Annotated in this window: 10 protein-coding genes; all 10 read right to left on the reverse strand. The window is 63.4% G+C overall.

What is annotated here, in order from left to right:
• Nucleotides 1-54: 54 nt before the first annotated feature.
• Nucleotides 55-2,553, reverse strand: a complete 2,499-nt coding sequence (locus C8J36_RS20860; protein WP_132537274.1) for an ATP-binding cassette domain-containing protein — start codon at nt 2,551-2,553, stop codon at nt 55-57.
• Nucleotides 2,554-2,623: 70 nt separating this feature from the next.
• Nucleotides 2,624-3,691, reverse strand: a complete 1,068-nt coding sequence (locus C8J36_RS20865) for a substrate-binding domain-containing protein (RefSeq protein WP_132537275.1) — start codon at nt 3,689-3,691, stop codon at nt 2,624-2,626.
• Nucleotides 3,688-4,710: an ABC transporter permease gene (locus C8J36_RS20870; protein ID WP_207897579.1), complete on the reverse strand. Its 1,023-nt coding sequence runs from the start codon at nt 4,708-4,710 to the stop codon at nt 3,688-3,690. The genes C8J36_RS20865 and C8J36_RS20870 overlap by 4 nt, the downstream gene beginning before the upstream one ends.
• Nucleotides 4,711-5,235: 525 nt before the next feature.
• On the reverse strand, nt 5,236-6,297 hold the full coding sequence (locus tag C8J36_RS20875; RefSeq protein WP_132537276.1) for a 2-dehydropantoate 2-reductase: 1,062 nt from the start codon (nt 6,295-6,297) through the stop codon (nt 5,236-5,238).
• A gap of 78 nt (nt 6,298-6,375) precedes the next feature.
• Nucleotides 6,376-6,702: a Dabb family protein gene (locus tag C8J36_RS20880; protein ID WP_132537277.1), complete on the reverse strand. Its 327-nt coding sequence runs from the start codon at nt 6,700-6,702 to the stop codon at nt 6,376-6,378.
• A gap of 250 nt (nt 6,703-6,952) precedes the next feature.
• The gene (locus C8J36_RS20885; protein ID WP_132537278.1) at nt 6,953-7,894 is read right to left on the reverse strand and encodes an ABC transporter permease; all 942 of its coding nucleotides are present in this window, start codon (nt 7,892-7,894) and stop codon (nt 6,953-6,955) included.
• Nucleotides 7,895-7,929: 35 nt separating this feature from the next.
• A complete protein-coding gene (locus tag C8J36_RS20890) occupies nt 7,930-9,435 on the reverse strand; it encodes a sugar ABC transporter ATP-binding protein (protein WP_165915130.1) in 1,506 nt (501 codons plus the stop codon).
• A 64-nt stretch (nt 9,436-9,499) separates the two neighbouring features.
• Nucleotides 9,500-10,657, reverse strand: coding sequence for a sugar ABC transporter substrate-binding protein (locus C8J36_RS20895; protein WP_165915131.1), 1,158 nt, complete (start codon nt 10,655-10,657; stop codon nt 9,500-9,502).
• Nucleotides 10,658-10,959: 302 nt separating this feature from the next.
• Nucleotides 10,960-12,024 carry a maleylacetate reductase gene (locus tag C8J36_RS20900; RefSeq protein WP_132537281.1) on the reverse strand — a complete coding sequence of 355 codons (1,065 nt, stop codon included), beginning with the start codon at nt 12,022-12,024 and terminating at the stop codon, nt 10,960-10,962.
• A gap of 2 nt (nt 12,025-12,026) precedes the next feature.
• Nucleotides 12,027-12,911 (reverse strand): dioxygenase, encoded by an 885-nt coding sequence (locus C8J36_RS20905; protein ID WP_132537282.1) that lies wholly within the window; start codon nt 12,909-12,911, stop codon nt 12,027-12,029.
• Between the last annotated feature and the right edge of the window lies 1 nt (nt 12,912).

Consider the following 12,912-nt stretch of genomic DNA (forward strand, 5'->3'; position numbering starts at 1 on the left):
CGCCATTCGGCCCGGGAAGGTAATTGGGGACGTGTCTACGCACAAACAGAGAGTTCACGACGTCGCGCGGCGTCTGATGCCCGAATAGACGAGCGCTGCGACCACCACCAGAATGCCCTGGAAGAAATACTGGTAGGTCTGCGTCAGGCCGAGGAAGGTCACGGCGTTCAGGACTTCGGTCAAAAGGATCGCGCCGAGCAAGGTGCCGATGAATGTCCCCCGTCCGCCGGACAGGCTGGTGCCGCCGAGAACGACGGCCGTGATGCTGGCCAGCGTGTAATTGACGCCCTGACGCGGATCTCCGACGCCGATCTGCGTCATCAGCATGATGGCGCCGAGCCCGGTGAGCAGCGAGCAGAGGATATAGCCTGCGACATAGGTCCGGTTGACCCGGATCCCGGCGCGGCGGGAAGAGTGTTCGTCCGAACCGACCGCCCTCAGGCGCCAGCCGATCCGGCTGCGGCGCAGCAGGGACTCGCCGCCGAGCGTGAACGCCACCAGCACCAGGAAGGCCACCGGGAAGGGCCCCCATTGCCAGTTGATCCAGTCCGTCACGGTCGTGTTGATGTAGCCATCCGGATTGTCGCGCAGCAGAAAGCTGAAACCCTGGATCGCGATGTACATGGCAAGGGTCGCGGCGATCGGCGTGAAGTTCGCGAAGCGGATGAGGAGGCCGTTGATGGTGCCCGTGATGAACGCGCCGGCAAACATCAGCAGGAAGCCTGCGAGCAGCACCCCGGTCGATTGATCATCGTTGATGAAGAAGGAGGCGACGACCACCAGGAAACCGGCGAGCGGACCGACGGACAGGTCGATGCCGCCCATCAGCAGCGCGACCGTCTGGCCCATCGCGATGAACCCCAGCGCCGTGGCGAGGAGAAGGATATTGTAGATGTTGTAGACCGAGAAGAAATTCTCGTTCTGGCCATAGACGTAGAGACCGAGAAGGATCGTCACGATGGCGAGCGGGATGGCCGGCGCATTGTCCGATTGGAGCAGATGCCGGAGACCGCCCGTCGTGGACGCCTCCGTCTTCGGGGCTTCTCCGACATGGGTCGTCGCGTTGACGGCGGCGGCGACGATCCGGCCTTCCGTCACCTCGCTGCCGACCAGGGTCTCGACGATGTGCCCCCGCGACAGGACGATGACCTTGTCGCACAGTCCCTCCAGCTCGACCGCATCGGACGAGTTGACGACGACCGGTGTCCCGGCATCCGACACTTCCCGCAGGATACGGTAGATCTCGAAACGGGCGCCGACATCGACGCCCTGGGTCGGCTCGTCGGCGACGATGAGGCCGGGGTCCGACAGAAGAGCCCGCGACATGACGACCTTCTGCTGGTTGCCCCCGGACAGAGCGAGGATCGGCGCTTCGAGCCCCGGTGTCTTCACCGCCAGCTCGGCAAAGATGGATTTGACCTGATCGCGCTCCCTCGTCCGGCTCATGATGCCGCCGACCGCGAATTTCTCGAGCGCGGAATAGGTCGCGTTCTCGCGAACCGTCAGGCCGCTGGCCACGCCTTCGATATGCCGGTCCGACGGCATGAAGGCGGCGGCCCGGAGCAGTTCGCGCTGATCGAGCGACCGGCCGCGCAGCATGACCGTGCCTTCGGCCGGGACCAGTCCGGCCAGCACCCGCATCAGTTCGGGCTGGCCGTTGCCCGCCACGCCCGCGATGCCGACGATCTCGCCGCGCCGGACATCGAAACTGATGTTCTTGAGGTCGCCGGTGGTGATGCCCGCAACCGACAATCCGGTTTCCTGCGCGGCGCCTTGCGCCTTCGGCGGAAACGCCGCCTTGAGCGTGCGCCCGACGATCAGATTGACGAGCTCGGTATCGCCGACGTCGCGCACCATCGCGCCGCCGCGAACGCGCCCGTCCCGCAGGACGGTGACACGCTGGGCGATCTGGCGGAGTTCGGCGAGCCGGTGCGTGATGTAGATGACCGCGGTTCCCGCCGCCGCGATCTCCCGGATGCGCTGAAACAGCCTATCGGTCGACTCCTGGTCGAGCGACGCCGTGGGCTCGTCGAGGATCAGCACCTTCGGCTTCAGCGCGAGCGCCTTCGCGATCTCGAAGAGGTGTTTCTGCGCGACCGTCAGACCGTCCGCCCGCATGCGCAGCGGCACCTTCAGCCCCATGGTGGCGAGAATGTCGCTGCCGACGGCGTGGGCGTCGCGGCCCGAAAAAAGCGAGGACGGCAGGGCGACCCGCAGGTTTTCGAGGATCGAGAGATCCTCGAGAATGGCGGGATGCTGGAAGCAGATCCCGATGCCGCGGGCCTTCGCCATGTCCGGCGTCATCTGGCTGATCGGCTCGCCCTGGAAGCTGATCTCGCCGTCCGTCGGCCGGAGCGTGCCCGAAATGATGTTCATCAGCGTCGATTTGCCGGCCCCGTTCTCCCCGAGAATGGCGTGGACCTCACCGGCATAGAATTCCACATTCACATCGGTGAGCGCAGGAACGACCGAAAAATACTTGGAAATGCCGGCCAGACGAATGACGACCTCGCCCGCCGGTTCCTCGATGTTCTTGAGCTTTGCTTCCGCCATGTCCCGTCACCCGCCTCGCGTTTCTGGCCCGGAGTGACATCCCTCCGGGCGTTTTCAGGATGCCGTCCGCTCAGCGGCCGACAGCTTTGGCCTGGTCTTCGGGAGAAAGCTCGGATGACATGTAGATCGCGCCGGGCAGATCCTTGCGGCACTGGACGGCGTTCGGCTTGCCCGAGACGGAGTCTTCGAAGGCCGGAGCCTCGAAGATTTCCGCCTTCGGCTTCTCCCCGCCCGTGGCGAGCGCGACCGCCCACTGGACGGCGAGGCGCACGTTGTCATTGCCCGTTGCGACCGTGAACAGCTTGAAATCCGGGTTGCTGGCCTGACTTTCCTGCCAGAAGCAGCCGAGCGAGTTGCCGTCGGACGTGGCGATCGCGGGGATGGACCGGCCCTGCTTCGTGAAGGCCGGCAATGCACCGACCAGCGACGGACCGAAATCGGAGACGATCACATCGATCTTCGGGTTCTTGGCGATCTCGGCGGTCAGGACCTTCTGGGTCAGGGCCGGATCCCAGTTGGTCACGCCGAAGGGCTCCGGATTGACGAAGACATACTCGGCGCCCAGCACGCTCTTCAGGCCCTTCAGCTCGTCCAGACCCTGGCTGTTTCCAGCAGGGCCGCTCAGAAACAGGACATTGCCGCCTTTGGGCAGAACGCTCTTGATCCATTTGCCCCAGGTCACGCCGTCGTTTTCGAAGGACGAACCGATGAACTTGGCGTAGTTCTTCTCTTCCTTGCCGCCCACGGCGACGCGATAGGGCACGATGATCTTGCCGGCCTTGTGGACGCTGGTGATCGCCGGCAGCACGGCCGGCCCGGCATCGCCGAAGACGACGAGCGCGTCGATACCCTTGGCGGCCATGCCCTTGATGTCGGAGATCGCCTTTTGCGTATCGCCCTGCCCGTCGGCATATTCATATTTTGTGATGCTGGGGCAAAGGTCGACGACCTGCTTGCCCGATGCCGTCGTCACCTGCCGCCAGCTGTTGCCGCCATAGCCATCCAGCAGAGCCAGGGTTGCCTTCTTGGGTCCGCACCAGGCGGGCGGCGCGGCCTTGGCAAGCCCGACGCTTCCCATCCCAGCGATCACAGCCCCGACCGAAACGGTCAGCATTTTGGCAAACGTCGAATACGTCATGTTCTCTCCTCCACAGTTTTCGTTCCAGTCGTTTTTCTTACGTTTACCGTCCAGCGGAGCGAGTAAACACCGATGCCAAAACCCAGTGCCAGCGCCTGGATGATGGTCTGAGCCGAATAGGGCACTCCGACTGAGAGTGCGAACTGGCTCAATTGGTTGAGGAAAAAGGCGGCGATGACCGTCGATATCGGGTAGCCGCGCCCGCCCAGCAGCGACGTCCCGCCGAGAACGACGACCGCGACCGAGGGCAACAACAGACTGTCACCCTGAAAGGCCGTCGGCTCGCGCGTGATGCCGGCAATAAGGATGCCGGCGAGGCAATAGAGCAGCTGGGCGTAGACATAGGCCATCATCTGATGGACCCGCACATTGAGACCCGCAGCCCGGCCGGCCGGCGGGCTGGCGCCGATCGCCTCGAAACGCCGGCCGGCGACCGTCTTCTTCAGAACGAACGACACGAGGGCGGTGGCGACGATCGTGAAGAGCAGCGCATTCGGCAGGCCCAGCGTCTCGCCTCCGGCGATCTCGGCCAGAAGGTTCGTGGTGATCGAGGGGACGCCACCCGATGTGGCGAAGACGGCGCCGTAAAGCAGCGCATTGACGCCGATCGTCGCGATGATCGCGTTCAACCGGAAGACGCTGACGAGAAGACCGTTCAGGAAGCCCGCGACAAGCGCGAAGGCAAAGGCCAGCAGAACCGCCTGATAGAGGAGACCGTCATCCTGCTGCGGATAATGGGTCGACACGACGACGGCAAGGGACACGGCGCCCGGCAGGGACAGATCGAACCCGCCATGCTGGACGACCAGCAACTGCCCGAGACCGACGATGGCGATGATGGCGGCAAACGGGATGCTGCCGGACAAGGCGCCCCAGGACACGCTCGATGGCGCCAGGATCAGGCAGAGAACCAGAAGCAGCAGCGTCGAGAAGACGACGGTGACGAAACTGCGCGCCAAGGGCATGGAAAACATGCCATCGCGACCCGGCGTCGTCGGCGAGATCGTGCGCGCCGTCATGATGCGGGGCTTTCCGTGGTCACCATGTCGTTCCTCCTCCTGTTGTGTGACGGCTCTGGCGGACGACGGCGGCATCCCACCGGGACCCGTCCGTCGGCCCGTGACGAGGCTTTCGAAGACCTCATCCGGCCGGGCAAACCCTGACGTCATCACGCGCGGTGCAAGATGAACGGCCGGCGATCGTCGCGTCGAGATCCATCGTCTGCCGCCTCCAACGCTTTGTTCTTCAGACCGTTCAATAAGACGGTGCCTTCTTCCAGAAACGCACAGTCGGCCGGCACCGCGTTCGACCACAATCGGGTGGTTTTCGCAGAACGTTACTGGCGCGAGTGCTGTATCGAGAAGAAAGCGGTTCCTCCTAAACCGCCTGCTTACAGTTTCAGGCATTTCCGCTCGCGTGGAAAGAATGAAAATATCCGGTTTGGATAACTGCCGGAGACGGTCCCGATCCACCCTCTCCTGCCCGCCGCCGGTCGGTCTCAAACCCGGATCAACGCGCTCAGAAAATCGATGCCGGAAACGCGGTTACGGGGCGCCGAGGGCCGTCTGGCTTGCTTCGATCAGGCGTTTCGCATTGTCCGGTCCTGCGTTCAGCCGGCCGCTCTCGATGTCGAAGGCCATCTCCATGACGCGCTGGTTGACCGGCGCGGGCCGGCCATGCGCCTTGAGAATGTCGACGACCCAGCCGTTGACCTCCCGGATCTCCGCGCGCCGGCCCTTGCGCCAATCCTGCAGAGATGTCGTCAACGTATCGGCCTGCGAAAAGACCGTGAGAACCTTCTCGAAGATCTGGTCGACATAGCGCTCCGGGTGATTGGTGGTCACCGGCGGCATGCCGATGATCGGGACGATCGTCGCACCGTCGGCAAGCGCTGCGTGGATGGCCTCATAACCGGCGGCGCGCATCACTTCCAGCATGCCCGGTGCGCGGGCTGCATCGCCGAGCGCCATATCGACGATCGCCGACGGGATCAGTTTGGCGGCGTTGACCACGAGCTTCATCCACTTGGCCGAGCGGATATCGTCGAAGACTTCGACGGTCCCGGCGTTGCGCAAAAGCTCTGCCACGGCCTCCACGCGCGGCTGGGTCTCCGGGTCGAGCGCACCCAGGGCGAACCACGATGTCTCGTGATCGTTCTGGCGATGGGTGATCCCGGGCTCCCACATATTGGAGGCAATCTCGATCACCGCGCCGATGGTCCGCTCGCGCCCGACGATGTCCGCGATATCCTCATGCGTCATGCCGTTCTGCAGACCGACGATCAGGCCGTCCTTGGCCAGAACCGGCTCGATCAGCTGGCAGGCCCATTTGGTGTCGTAAGCCTTCACGACCAGAAACACGAGATCGAAAGGCTCCTTGACCTCGGCGACCTGACAGAGATGAAGGGCCGGGACTTTTGCGTTGATCGTTCGTGTCGGCAGGTTGACCGTGATGCCCTTCTCGCGAATGGCGGCGACATGGTCCGGCCATTGCTCGATGAACGTCACGTCGAGCCCTGCGAGCGCGAAATCCGCGCCGATCGATGCGCCTTGCGCGCCGGTTCCCAGAAAGGCGATCCGTGGTCTGGCGTCCCTGTTCCAAGTCATGATCGGTCTCCTTCTGAACGATGCTGTTCACGATCCAGCGTCCGGATGTGTCGCGTTTGGCGGACGGTCCCGCCGCGGTTACGGGTCCGTCGGCGTTTGCGTCGGCCCGACGCGATAGTCCACCTGATGGCGCGCGATGCGCAGGCCTTCCAGTTCCGCCTTCACACGCTGATGCTCAGGGTGATCCGCATAGGAATTCAGGGCGTCGATGCTGTCGAACTCGGAGTAGAGGACGACATCGCAGGCGTAGGATATCCGGCTGATATCGATGCCGATCTCGAGCGTTCTCAGCCCGGGTATGATGCCGGCAAGGGCTTCGAACTTCGCCTTCACGACGGCTGCGGTCGACAGCTTTTCCTCAGCCGTTTCGCCGCGCACGTCCCACATGACGATATGCTTGATCATTGGACTATCTCCGGGTTGATTGTGATCGAGTGGCCGGATGCGGCCTCATCAAGAGATCGCCGCATCCGGGTCTCGGGAGGATTTCTGATCATCGCGGCGTATCGGCAGCGATATCGGCCGCCCGTATTGTCTCGTCTGGCCGTCGTCTATGATGTGCGACGAGCCGGAAAGGGAAAGACAGATCAATGTTGCCTCCCACACGGCCGTGATCCTGCTCATGACGCGCCTTTCTTCGATGATGCCGTCGCCATTACTTGACGATCTGGTCCAGACGTCCGCGTTTGGTCGTGACGAGGACTGCCAGAATGACCACCGCGCCGCGGATGCCGATCTGGTAGAACGAGTCGACCTGCAGCAAGGTCATGCCGTTCGCGAGAATGACGATCACCAGAACCCCCAGTACCGTTCGAAGCGGTCCGCCGACGCCGCCCGTCAGGGATGTCCCTCCCAGAACCACGGCGGCGATCGTATCGAGGAGAAAGGGATCTCCCATTCCCGGCGCTGCGGAAAATGTCCGAATGCCTAAGAGGATACCGGCCAGTCCGGAAATCAGGCCTGCGACCGTGAAGACCATAAGCTTCAGCTTGACCGTGGATATGCCGGACATTCTCGTCGTGCGCTCGTTGTCGCCCATGGCGTAGATATACTGGCCGAACCGCGTGTACTTGGCCACGAAGGCGCAGAGCACCAGAATCCCGATCGCCCAAAGGCCGATCTTGGGAAAGGTCCCGAAAACCACGCCACCCGCGAGCGCGCTCGACACCGGCGTCGTCCAGGGCAACGGTCTGCCGCCCGAAACGATCAAGGCGAGACTTTGGAAGATGAACAGCGCGCCAAGCGTGACCAGAAAGCTCGGAAGCTTGAGCACGGCGTTGAGAAAGCCGTTGAAGGCACCACACAGGGCCCCGACCAGCAGCCCCGCCACGATGCCGGCTTCTCCGACGACCGGCACCAGAGAAATCGCGCAGACGGCTGCCAACGTCATGACGGCGCCGACCGAGAGATCGATGGATCCGATCAGGATCACGAAGGTCACGCCCATCGAGGCGACCAAAAGCACGGACGACTGGCGGATGATGTTCCAGAGATTGGGCCAGGTCAGGAACGCCGGCTGCATCAGCGAAAAGAACACGATGAGCGCCAGCGCGGCGAGGAACGGGGTCAGCTTGCCCAGTTTATGGATGTCGTACATGAAAAGTCCTCACGTCTCGCGTTTCGGCCGGTTGTTCAGAACATCATCGCGATGACGTCCTGCTCCTTGGGTTTGTGATCCGCCGGCGCCGGGACCGGAGTCGATATGCGGCCGCTCGAGAGGAAATGGATGGTGTTGGACATTTCGATGAGTTCGACGAGGTCGTCGGAAATCAGCAGGATCGCGCAGCCCCGGTCGGCGACATCGCGAAGCAGCCGATAGATCTCCTCCTTGGCGCCGGCATCGACGCCGCGCGTCGGATTGTCGATGACCAGAAGGCGCGGATTGCGGGCGAGCCATTTCGCGAGAACGACCTTCTGCTGGTTGCCGCCGCTCAGCGCCCCGACCAGCGTGTTCGCACTGGGCGCCTTGACGCGCAGTTCCGTCATCCGCTCGGCGACGAAGGCGTCGGCCTTGGCGTAGGCCACCACGCCGCTCCGGGTGAAATCGTCCAGGGAGGGAAGGACGATGTTGTCCCGGATCGACCGTCCGAGCATGACACCGTCGAGATGACGATGGAGCGGAACGTACCCTACGCCCCGCTGGATGCGGTTCGACGGCGAGGCGCCGATGACGTTCTCGCCGGAGATCGTCACGGCACCTCGGGCACGCTCGACACCGAGGATGGCCCGGCCCAGCTCGGTCTTGCCCGATTGCACGAGACCGCCGATCCCCACGATCTCGCCCTCGTGGATGGTCAGCGAGACATCCTCGAACTGATCCGACGAAAAGTGCGAGAGGGTCAGCACAGCCGCACCGAATGTGGTGCGCTGCCGGTCGGTCGCATAGAAATCCGTCAGGCGGGCACGGCCCACCATCAGTCCATGCAGCTTGGCCTCGGTCGGCTGCTGCACATCGTCGTCGACCACGCGGCCGTCCTTCAGCACGAGCACCCGGTCGCTGAGCCTCAGCACCTCTTCCAGACGATGGGAAATGAACACGATGGACGCACGATAGGTCGATTTGAGCCGTGCGACGATGCGGTAGAAGAGATCGAGCTCGGACCCCGACAGGGAGGCGGTCGGCTCATCCAGAAGGACCAGCGGATGATCGATCTTCAGGATTTCCGACTGGGCGACGACGCGGGCGATCTCGATCAGCTGGCGCGTGCCGAAATTCAGATCCCCCGTGATCGCCGCCGCATCCAGACCGACGCCGAGATCGGCGAGAATCCGCGTGGCCTCGGCCTGCATCTTTCCAAACTGCACGATCCCGAAGCGGGTGAAATGCTCTTCGAGGCCGAGGAACAGGTTCTGGTACACCGGATAGACGAGAATGAGCGACTGTTCCTGGTGCACCCGGGACACGCCCGCCACCGTTGCCTGACGCGGCGTGTCGAAGACGACCTTCCGGCCGTGCAGGGACAATGACCCGGCGTTCGGCTGTTGCAGACCACAGAGAATATCCAGAAGCGTGCTCTTGCCGGCGCCGTTCTCGCCCACGAGACCCAGGGTCTCGCCATGGCGGATGGAAAACGACACGTCGCTGAGGGCGGCGACGCCCGGATAGGTCTTGGTCACATTGCGCAATTCGAGATGCATGATGGCTCGCTTCCGTCCGGGGGAAAACGACCGGGCCACGCGTGCGGGCGACCCGGTCATCGGCTCAGGAGAACCCGAGAACCGTCTTCTTCGCGCGGGTGAGACCGGTCACCGCGCTCAAGGGACCTGGAGCGGAGTGTGCTTTGTACATCGCATTGAGCTTCCCGACATTGCCGGCCTGGATCGACGCTGCGACCTTCTCCGGCAGTGCCCAGTTCGCCGGCTTGAGCGATGTCATGGACTCGATCTTGCCCCAGAAGTTCGAGGGATCGATCACTTCCATTCCCCACTGGACCTTCCAGTTGTCGCCGTTGACGTGCCGCGACATGCCCTTGAAGTCGAAATCGATCCGGCCGCTTGGGTCCATGGCGGCGAGATATGTCTCGGCAGCCTCGGGCGAGTCCAGGAAGAGCGAGTCGAAGTAGCGCATCTTTTCCAGGGGGTCGTAGGTGATGCCTTCGAGAGCGTCGTAGAGCGTCACGACGGAATAGCCGGTCATGAACGGAGCGTTGATCGACACGGTGCCGAGGGCGCTGTCATCCTCCCGCATCCGGTTCAGCATTTCGCGCGTGGCATCGTTGCCGGCCGTCACGATCGAGCCCGTCAGTCCGCGTTCGCGAAGGACGTCGAGAACGGCGATCGCCGTGTCGTCATTGTAGGAGATGATCGCCGCGACATCGGGATGCGCGGTCAGCAGGTTCTCGACGACGGGTCTGGCCGCGACACGGTTCTCGCCGCCGGGCTCGTTCGCCACGAGCACGATGTCCGGATTGTTGCCGAGGGCGAGCTGGACGCCGGCCATGCGGCTATCCGCGGAGAAATTGCCGGGCAGCCCGCCGACGTAGAGAACCTTGCCCTTGTTGCCGATCTTGTCGAACAGCGCCTGCGCCATCGCCGCGATGCCGCGGATATTGTCCGGCTGGCTGTAGAGAAGGTAGGCATCGCCATAGGCGGCATCATCGGCGTGGAGCCAGGCAGCCGTCGAGTGGGCGTTGGCCAACTTGATCCCGACCTGGCTGGCCGTCGCTGCGAGCGCCTTGATGACCTCGGCATTCTGCGCGAAGGTGACGACGGCGTTGACGCCGAGCGACGGCGCCTGTTCGATCTGGGAAATCTGCTTCTCGATCGAGTCCTCGAACGTCTGGGACATGTATTTCAAGCCGAGCTGCTCGCTGGCCAGCTTGCAGCCGGCATCCCAGCCCTGCCAGTATTCGTTTGCCATTGTCGGAAACGTATTGAGAATGGTGATCGTCTCGTCAGACGCCCTCGCCGTTTTTCGCAGTAAAGCAGGCGCAAAAAGCGCTGATCCCGCCATAATCATTGTGTTTTTAAGCATAGAACGACGGCTTAAGCCGCCACTGTTGTGGCTTGCCATGAATTTATCCTCCCGTAAACGCCTCTCCACCAGGCGCCATCCTCATTCGACTATAAAAATATAAAGTCGTATTTAAAGGTCATTTTTATCCATTCTGGATGTTCGGACCCTGAGGAGGATAGACGGACCCGCAAGGGTCGCTTCGGCCGCTAGTCGGAGTGCGGCCTGCGGCCGTCGGCGGCGTGCGCGAGCAATTGGCGAAGCCCGTCACGGGTGAGCGGTTTCGGGTTCCAGTAGGCGTTCGAGAGAGCCTGTTCGACGGCCGCGTCGATGCCCGTCTTCGGCATGCCGAGGGATGTCAGGTCCATCGTGGCGCCGAGCCCGGAGGCGAGATCGAAGAGGCCGGTGGCCGCATCCTCGGTGCCCAGTGCCTTTGCCACCCGCGCCATCGCGTCGGGCGCGGCCGAGTGATTATAGGCGACCGCATGCGGCAGCACCGCGGTGTGCATCGGCGCATGCGGAAGGTTGAACATGCCGCCCAGCGTGTGGCAGAGCTTGTGATGCAGGGCCATGCCCACGGAACCGAGGCAGACACCGCACAGCCAGGCGCCATAGAGCGCATCGGCGCGGGCCGCGCGGTCGTCCGGCTTTGCGGCAATGGCGGGAAGGGATCGCGCGAAGGCGGCGATGCCCTGTTCGGCCAGAAGCGAGATGACGGGGTTCGCCTCGCGCGCATAGAGCGCTTCGACGGCATGGGCGATGGCGTTGAGCCCGCTGGTCACCGACATCGGCACAGGCAGCGTCAGCGTCAGGTCGATATCGTAGACGATGACCTCGGGAAGAATGCGGGCATTGGATGTCGTGACTTTCCGGCCATTCTCCGTCTCGCCCAGGATCGGGGTCGCCTCGGACCCGGCATAGGTGGTGGGAACGACGATCTGCGGCAGGTCTGTGCGAAAGGCGATGGCCTTGCCGAGACCGGTCGTCGAGCCGCCGCCGATCGAAACGACCGCGTCCGCGCCGAGGGTTTCCACGGTACGCATCGCGTCGGTCGTGATCTCGACGGGCGTGTGCATGGTCGCTTTCGCATAGACGCCGGCGACGCGCGCGCCGAGGTGGCGGGCGATCTCCTCCGCCTGCCCGGCCTGCTCCGGTGTCGAGAGCACAAGGAGACGCTTGACCCCGAGGCGTTCGGCCTCGTCTCCCAGACGCGCGACCGTACCGCTGCCGAAAATGACCCGGCCGGGATGTCCCGTATAGATGAAGTCTTGCACCGCTATCTCCCGTTTCTGTTGGTCAGGGGCACGAGCCGGAAATCGAAATCGGACCGCCAGAGCGTCTCGCCGTCCTCCACGCGGACAAAAGGCGCGACGAGCGTCTTCTTCACGCCGAAGACCGCATCGGAGGTCAGATAGGCATCGCCGCCGACGAAGGTGTGCGTGACCAGTTTCTGGAAGCCCTCGGCGCGGATCATGTAGTGCATATGCGCCGGGCGGTAGGGATGCCGCCCGAGATGGGCCAGCATCCGGCCGACCGGCCCGTCATCCGGAATGGGGTATGAGACCGGCTTGATCCCGACGAAGCTGTAGGCACCATCCGGCCCCGTGACGAAGACGCCGCGATTGTTCCATTTCGGCTGCGTTTCGGGTTGCTGCACATCGTAATAGCCCTCCGCATTGTCGGACCACACGTCGATGCGGGCGCCTTCGACCGGATGGCCATCGAGATCGACGACCCGCCCGATGAAAAGGCAGCTCTCGCCCTTTCCATCGAGACAGATCCGCTCACCCATCTCCCGCACGGGCGCGCCCTCGACGTGGAAGGGGCCGAAGACGGTGTTCTCGGTCGCGCCCTCGGGCCGGCGATTGTTGATCGCATCGACCAGCATCGACAGCCCGAGCGTGTCCGACAGCAGAATGAACTCCTGTCGCTCGCCGCTGCAGATCTGTCCGGTTCTGGTGAGGAAACCGATGGCATGTTCCCATTCGGCCGAGGTCAGCTCGACATCGCGCGCGAACGCATGCAGGTGCTTCACGAGGCTCGCCATGACGGTCGCCAACCGCGGCTCGACATCTCTCCCCATGCGGGCATTGACGGTCGCGACCGAGTTTTCCTCGGTGAAATAGCCGATCGCCGGCGGTTGCGTGTCGCTGTCGGTCATG

It is taken from the genome of Rhizobium sp. PP-F2F-G48 (assembly GCF_004342335.1).
GTDB lineage: Bacteria > Pseudomonadota > Alphaproteobacteria > Rhizobiales > Rhizobiaceae > Ferranicluibacter.

Excerpts from the sequence above, each read along its gene's own strand:
- C8J36_RS20905 (WP_132537282.1), bottom strand. The coding sequence starts at position 12,911 with ATGACCGACAGCGACACGCAACCGCCGGCGATCGGCTATTTCACCGAG.
- C8J36_RS20875 (WP_132537276.1), bottom strand. The coding sequence starts at position 6,297 with ATGACTTGGAACAGGGACGCCAGACCACGGATCGCCTTTCTGGGAACC.
- C8J36_RS20890 (WP_165915130.1), bottom strand. The coding sequence starts at position 9,435 with ATGCATCTCGAATTGCGCAATGTGACCAAGACCTATCCGGGCGTCGCC.
- C8J36_RS20885 (WP_132537278.1), bottom strand. The coding sequence starts at position 7,894 with ATGTACGACATCCATAAACTGGGCAAGCTGACCCCGTTCCTCGCCGCG.
- C8J36_RS20895 (WP_165915131.1), bottom strand. The coding sequence starts at position 10,657 with ATGGCAAACGAATACTGGCAGGGCTGGGATGCCGGCTGCAAGCTGGCC.
- C8J36_RS20860 (WP_132537274.1), bottom strand. The coding sequence starts at position 2,553 with ATGGCGGAAGCAAAGCTCAAGAACATCGAGGAACCGGCGGGCGAGGTC.
- C8J36_RS20865 (WP_132537275.1), bottom strand. The coding sequence starts at position 3,691 with ATGACGTATTCGACGTTTGCCAAAATGCTGACCGTTTCGGTCGGGGCT.
- C8J36_RS20870 (WP_207897579.1), bottom strand. The coding sequence starts at position 4,710 with ATGACGGCGCGCACGATCTCGCCGACGACGCCGGGTCGCGATGGCATG.
- C8J36_RS20880 (WP_132537277.1), bottom strand. The coding sequence starts at position 6,702 with ATGATCAAGCATATCGTCATGTGGGACGTGCGCGGCGAAACGGCTGAG.